The following is a 5,071-nucleotide window of genomic DNA, read 5'->3' as shown; positions in this document are numbered from 1 at the left end:
AAAAGGGCCGACGGCTTACCCCAAGAGTTAGCGGTAAATGTTTTTACCAAGGACAGCTGCATATGTTGGGATTACGATGATTCTATTTTCATATCTTTTGAGCAGCAAAAATTACTAGTCAAAATAGTGCATTCGGCATTTGACTCTGTAAAGCGATAACTTACTAAAAATATTAAAAAATACAGATATATAGACATTTGATTGTGATGAATGTCTTAGTATGTTTATCGGTATTAACGCTAATATGCTTTATATTTTACAAGCATTCCACTTTAAATGGGGTTTTAGTTATGGATATTAAACCAGATTTTTTCTTAGATGAAATATTTAAAATAGAAGCAGAAGGAATGCTTAGTGACATAATGTTTTCTACGTTTATGGTATCTTTTTTATTAGATTTTAATGAAGGTATGCATAAGAAAGCAATCAAATATATTTCTGATGTTTTGAATGAATGCTATAAAGAAGGCCACCTTAAAGTTGCAATTCAACATGAAGGTGAAACATTATATGGTTTTGCATTATTGTTCGTTCACCCTAACCACAGTGCAACGTATTTACATAAGATATTCGTTCGTGAAGAGTACCGAAACAATGGTTTAGGAAAAAATATTCTCAAGAATTTAATAGGTACTGGGAGTAGTGTGAATCTCTTATGCTCTGATGATAAAATTAACTTTTATGAAAAAAATGGCTTCAATTACGTTTGTCCATTTGAAGTGCCGGAAAGCGAAAATTTTAAATTGTCGAAAGGGTTATATTCAGGGTTAGCGGTTATGAGCAGTTCTAAAGAGGCAATAGAGGCTCCTATATTCTTTTTAAACGACAATGATCTTAAAATTATTGTTGGTTTGGAACAAGAAATATAACTAATAACATTTCCACCCACGTTTATTGGCTACAAATAAAAATGGCTACTTGATGTAGCCATTTTTATGGGCGTTTCACTGTGGCTTTTTGCAGTCTAAAGGACTATGTTGAGAAAATAGGGCTGCTCTAATATATTGATATTATTGGTTTATTTTTTACATTTGATTCGTGTACTTTTAACGCGCAATTTACGTTTTTATTTAAGTGTAAAGAGTCATTAAATTGCTTTACTTCAAAGACATAGAAAACGTAGGATGAATTAATCAATAAGCTTTATGTGTTTTGTAGTATCAATTTAAAAAGGAGTCTATTTTGGGCGGCATAAGTATTTGGCAACTTTTAATTCTTTTCATTGTTTTAATTATTGGGATGTTACCTTGGGTTTTCGCTTTGGCATCTAAAAAAGCAAAAGGCATGCATAAGCTTATTTGGTTTCTCATGTCCTTCTTTATTTCTTGGATAGGGTATTTGGTCTATTACTTTGTCGTTATCAAGGACCTCCCAGAGAACAAGACATAGCAAGAATTTAAAGCTGCACCAAACAAAAATGGCTACTTGATGTAGCCATTTTTATGGGCGTTTCACTGTGGCTTTTTGCAGCCTAAAGGACTATGTTGAGAAAAATAGGGCTGCTCTAATATATTGATATTATTTGGTTTATTTTTTTACATTTGATGTTGACACTTTTAACGTGCAATTTACGTTTTTTATTTGAGTGTAAGAGCCATTAAATTGCTTTACTTCAAAGACATAGAAAACGTAGGATGATATTAATCAATAACTTAAACGGACGGCTTTATCGGTCGAGCCGTTCAATAAGCTGTTAGGTAATCAAAGATGAGTGCTAAGAAGAATGTAGTGGTTGCCATACTTTGCCTTATTCCTACAGCAACTCTTTTATTTTTTGTAGATTTTAATAATGACTGCCTTAAAGAAAGTGAAGCCAAATTAATATTCGAGAAAGCTGTTCAATTAGAGAAAAATGGTGATCTTAAAGGGGCTCGCATAAAGTACAAGGTCATTGATGCAAATGCATGTACAAATTATAAATTACGTGGTGAAGCATTTAATAAAGCAGTAGCGATTCAAAAGGTACTCATAAAATCATGACTATTGCTCAATCACCTAACAAAAAGTTGGTGTTCGCACCTACGGTGCTGGGACGGTTACACTTAGCTCGTTCCTCGCTACGTTTCAACGCCCCACAACAAAAGCGTTATATGCTCAAGGAAGGTTATGCGAATCGTTGACTGTTATTCTGAAACATCAGACATTGGCCCTGATATAGTTATAGTGGAAACTGAAAATTCAGGATTTACACTATTAATGTCACGTTCGGGCGATCCGTATGATCACATGAAAGTATATTTTGATGACGAAGAAATACTTGAAGGTTCTCGTTCAAAGGAAATTCTTAACACTCTTTCCAGTGTAAAAAACGATTTAACTGGAGAGGCATTAAATATATATAACGGAATTCTGGCAGCGATCGAAAAGAGCATATAACAAGTCATTAAAGCAGGAAAATTTACAGTTGGCTGTTTTCACTGCGTTCAACATTTTAGCCAACTATAAATATCCTCTTAATGAGGCGTTAGTGTGAACAAATGAAGCTTTTGCGAATACTGTTAGTCTTATGCTTAATTCAAGGCTGCAACGAAATGGAAATTAAAATGCTATCAAATGGAAGTGATGTCAAAGTTGCTCTTCGAGAACTTCAATCCCAGAAAAAATTCATTGAAGACTTAGATCTGTTTTATCCTGGAGCACCTGATGAACTAAGCAGAGTCGCAGCCGAGAAAACAATAAACTCTGTATTACTTAAGCTCATAGAATCTTCATCTGATAATTTGACCGAAAAAGAGTTTTGGTTAACCTTGGAAGTTGCAGCTAAGCAACTAGGTAATATGGACTCGGAAGAAATGGATCGTGGTTTATCTTACATGGAAGAAATCATGGATATCTATAAAATTGAATCTTCAGATGGTAGGTTAAATGAATGGCGCTACGGTTTTGAGCCAAGTTCACACTAACAAGGGTTTTCAAGTCGGACAAATTACAGTAGGCTTTTTGTTCGTGCCTCACTTATTTTAGCCAACAGCAATTTGCCGCTTAAAACGGCGTTATGCGTCAAGGAGAGTTCGTGGCACGTCGAATGTCTGAAGCTAGAGAAAAAGAATTTGAAGAGTTATCAGCCTTTCTTGAATTCTATGTAACCAATGTGGAAGGTAGAGATCGCGATGATAAAATTCATCCCTCTAATGTTCTAGTTAAAATTGTTGAACAATATGGAAAGTCACAGGCCTTACAAGGTCTAAAACAAGCTATCAACGATACCATTGAAGATTCATTAGATTTCGAACCATCCCAGGTTTCCTTGATTGACGTTGAATTGGCAAAAAATAACTTGATAACCCTTTCATCGTTACGGTTAAGGTATTGGAAGAAATACAGGAAAATTATTGAGCGTAAGGCTATTCGTAATGAAACCGAGTTCTACTTAGTTGTTGCTCTCGTAAATGACTTAACAGCACCAATTGAACCTGACGAAAGGCTTATATTAAATGGTCTAATCGCTGACTTTGAAAAAGATGGATAACAAGTCGTTAACGCAGGACAAAAACAGTTGGATGTTTCACTCCGTTCACAATTTTAGCCAACAATTTTTTGCCGCTTAACGTGGCGTTATATGCCTAAGGAAATAGTGTCACTAATATGGATATTATTCTCAAATTTACCATTTTAGGTTTTCTAATTTTCTTTGCTGGTTTCCTTATGTTTCAAACTTATATAAAGGAAGTCAAAAAGATTGATATAGATAACATTGGGTGGTGGAAATTCAATATGATACTAAGAGGATCTGCGCTTGTACTTTTCTTCAGTATGATGCTTTCAGTAACAGGTTTAACTATGGCAGTGTTCTTTGGTAAACCTTTAATAGAGTCTTACTTTTAGTGTTAATCGGCATATAACAAGCTAATAAACTAGGACAAAAAACAGTTTGCTGTTTTCGTTCCTCAACATTTTAGCAAACAATTTTTTACCTGTTATTAGGGCGTTGAACTAGGCCGCTGCGCGGAGCAAAATGACGACTCAATCGAGTATATTAACTTCATTGAATCAGCTAGACTTAAAAAAGATGTGATGGAACACCATAATGACAAGGGAATTGCAATTGAACACATACAAATCAAGCCTCATAATCAATTCAACATTGCTTTGCTGCCCAGCGCTCGCATCAAAAAAAGTAAGTTCCTTTAGCATAAAGCGTCCCCATTAATCTGGACTCGGCATCGGCCAAGCCCAACAAGCGATTTATGCGTCGCAAACAACGCAACGCATAAATACTAAAACGTTAGGCGAATGCCTGACATTTAATAAAGGATACTATGAAAATAATAATGGGTTTAACTTTAGCAAGCCTGATATCTTGGCAAGCTAATGCAAATAACGAGGCTGTAGGAGCTTTTGAGCAATTGTTGCCACAATATATCGAGTGGGCGCATGAAGTAGATAAAAAGGGAATAAAGATAGGTATACCTTTAGATAAAAAAGGACTTAATTTAGCTAGTGAAGTCGGGATTAAATTTCCTGAAAAAGTCAAAATCGTTTACGTTGATAGAGTCCCGTACCCTTATGAAAATGAAGGTTTAAAGAAAATGGGGTTGTCGTTAGGTTTTATCGGCGAAAATATTATTAATAATGCCCAAGTTTTTGGCTACTCAATATACGTTAGAAAGGGATATGAACTTGATACCCCCAAATTAGCACACGAACTTGTTCACGTATTACAAATCGAAAGGTCAAGCTTGGACAAAATTATTTTTCAGCATTTATCTGATTTGGCAAAATATGGATATTCCAATGCTCCTTTAGAAGTTGAAGCATTTAAAGCAAACAAGAAGTACGGTGGCAGTTAATTCGCCTAACAATCTGTTAAGTAAGAACAAAAAACAGTTGGCTTTTGGTCCTTCGTCAACATTTTAGCCAACAATTTTTTGCCTATTATTTGGACGTTGGTACCAAAACATAACCATCCACGGTTATTACCTACAAACAAAAATGGCTACTTGATGTAGCCATTTTTATGGGTGTTTAGCGGTGTTTTTATCGTAAACGGGCTTTTTTCTCTGCCAGTCTTGCTAGTGTCGCAATTTGTTGGTTTGCGGCTTCACTGATTTCTAGCAATTGCTCAAGAGAT

Annotated in this window: 7 protein-coding genes; all 7 read left to right on the top strand. The window is 35.3% G+C overall.

The genetic code is table 11. The annotated features are described in order from the left end of the window. The first annotated feature begins 290 nt into the window (after positions 1-290). The 7 genes from AAC053_RS13520 to AAC053_RS13490 all read left to right on the top strand — a co-directional run bounded on the left by AAC053_RS13520 (position 291) and on the right by AAC053_RS13490 (position 4,790). The gene (locus AAC053_RS13520) at positions 291-869 is read left to right on the top strand and encodes a GNAT family N-acetyltransferase (protein ID WP_339757700.1); all 579 of its coding nucleotides are present in this window, start codon (positions 291-293) and stop codon (positions 867-869) included. A gap of 838 nt (positions 870-1,707) precedes the next feature. After that, the gene (locus AAC053_RS13515; protein ID WP_123884530.1) at positions 1,708-1,980 is read left to right on the top strand and encodes a hypothetical protein; all 273 of its coding nucleotides are present in this window, start codon (positions 1,708-1,710) and stop codon (positions 1,978-1,980) included. 216 nt (positions 1,981-2,196) lie between these two features. Further along, complete coding sequence (locus AAC053_RS13510; RefSeq protein ID WP_339757691.1) at positions 2,197-2,376, top strand: hypothetical protein; 180 nt, start codon at positions 2,197-2,199, stop codon at positions 2,374-2,376. Positions 2,377-2,477: 101 nt separating this feature from the next. Next, entirely contained in the window at positions 2,478-2,903 is a 426-nt protein-coding gene (locus AAC053_RS13505; protein ID WP_339757688.1) for a DUF4844 domain-containing protein, read from the top strand. A 92-nt stretch (positions 2,904-2,995) separates the two neighbouring features. Next, positions 2,996-3,469 (top strand): hypothetical protein, encoded by a 474-nt coding sequence (locus tag AAC053_RS13500; RefSeq protein WP_339757686.1) that lies wholly within the window; start codon positions 2,996-2,998, stop codon positions 3,467-3,469. Between the two features lie 116 nt (positions 3,470-3,585). Further along, positions 3,586-3,825, top strand: coding sequence for a hypothetical protein (locus tag AAC053_RS13495; RefSeq protein ID WP_339757683.1), 240 nt, complete (start codon positions 3,586-3,588; stop codon positions 3,823-3,825). A gap of 434 nt (positions 3,826-4,259) precedes the next feature. Next, positions 4,260-4,790: a hypothetical protein gene (locus tag AAC053_RS13490; RefSeq protein ID WP_339757680.1), complete on the top strand. Its 531-nt coding sequence runs from the start codon at positions 4,260-4,262 to the stop codon at positions 4,788-4,790. Positions 4,791-5,071 lie beyond the last annotated feature (281 nt).

The organism is uncultured Winogradskyella sp. (genome assembly GCF_963975125.1).
Lineage (GTDB): Bacteria > Bacteroidota > Bacteroidia > Flavobacteriales > Flavobacteriaceae > Winogradskyella.
The sequence above is the reverse complement of the archived record's forward strand: the minus strand, read 5'-3'. Positions and strand labels throughout refer to the sequence as shown.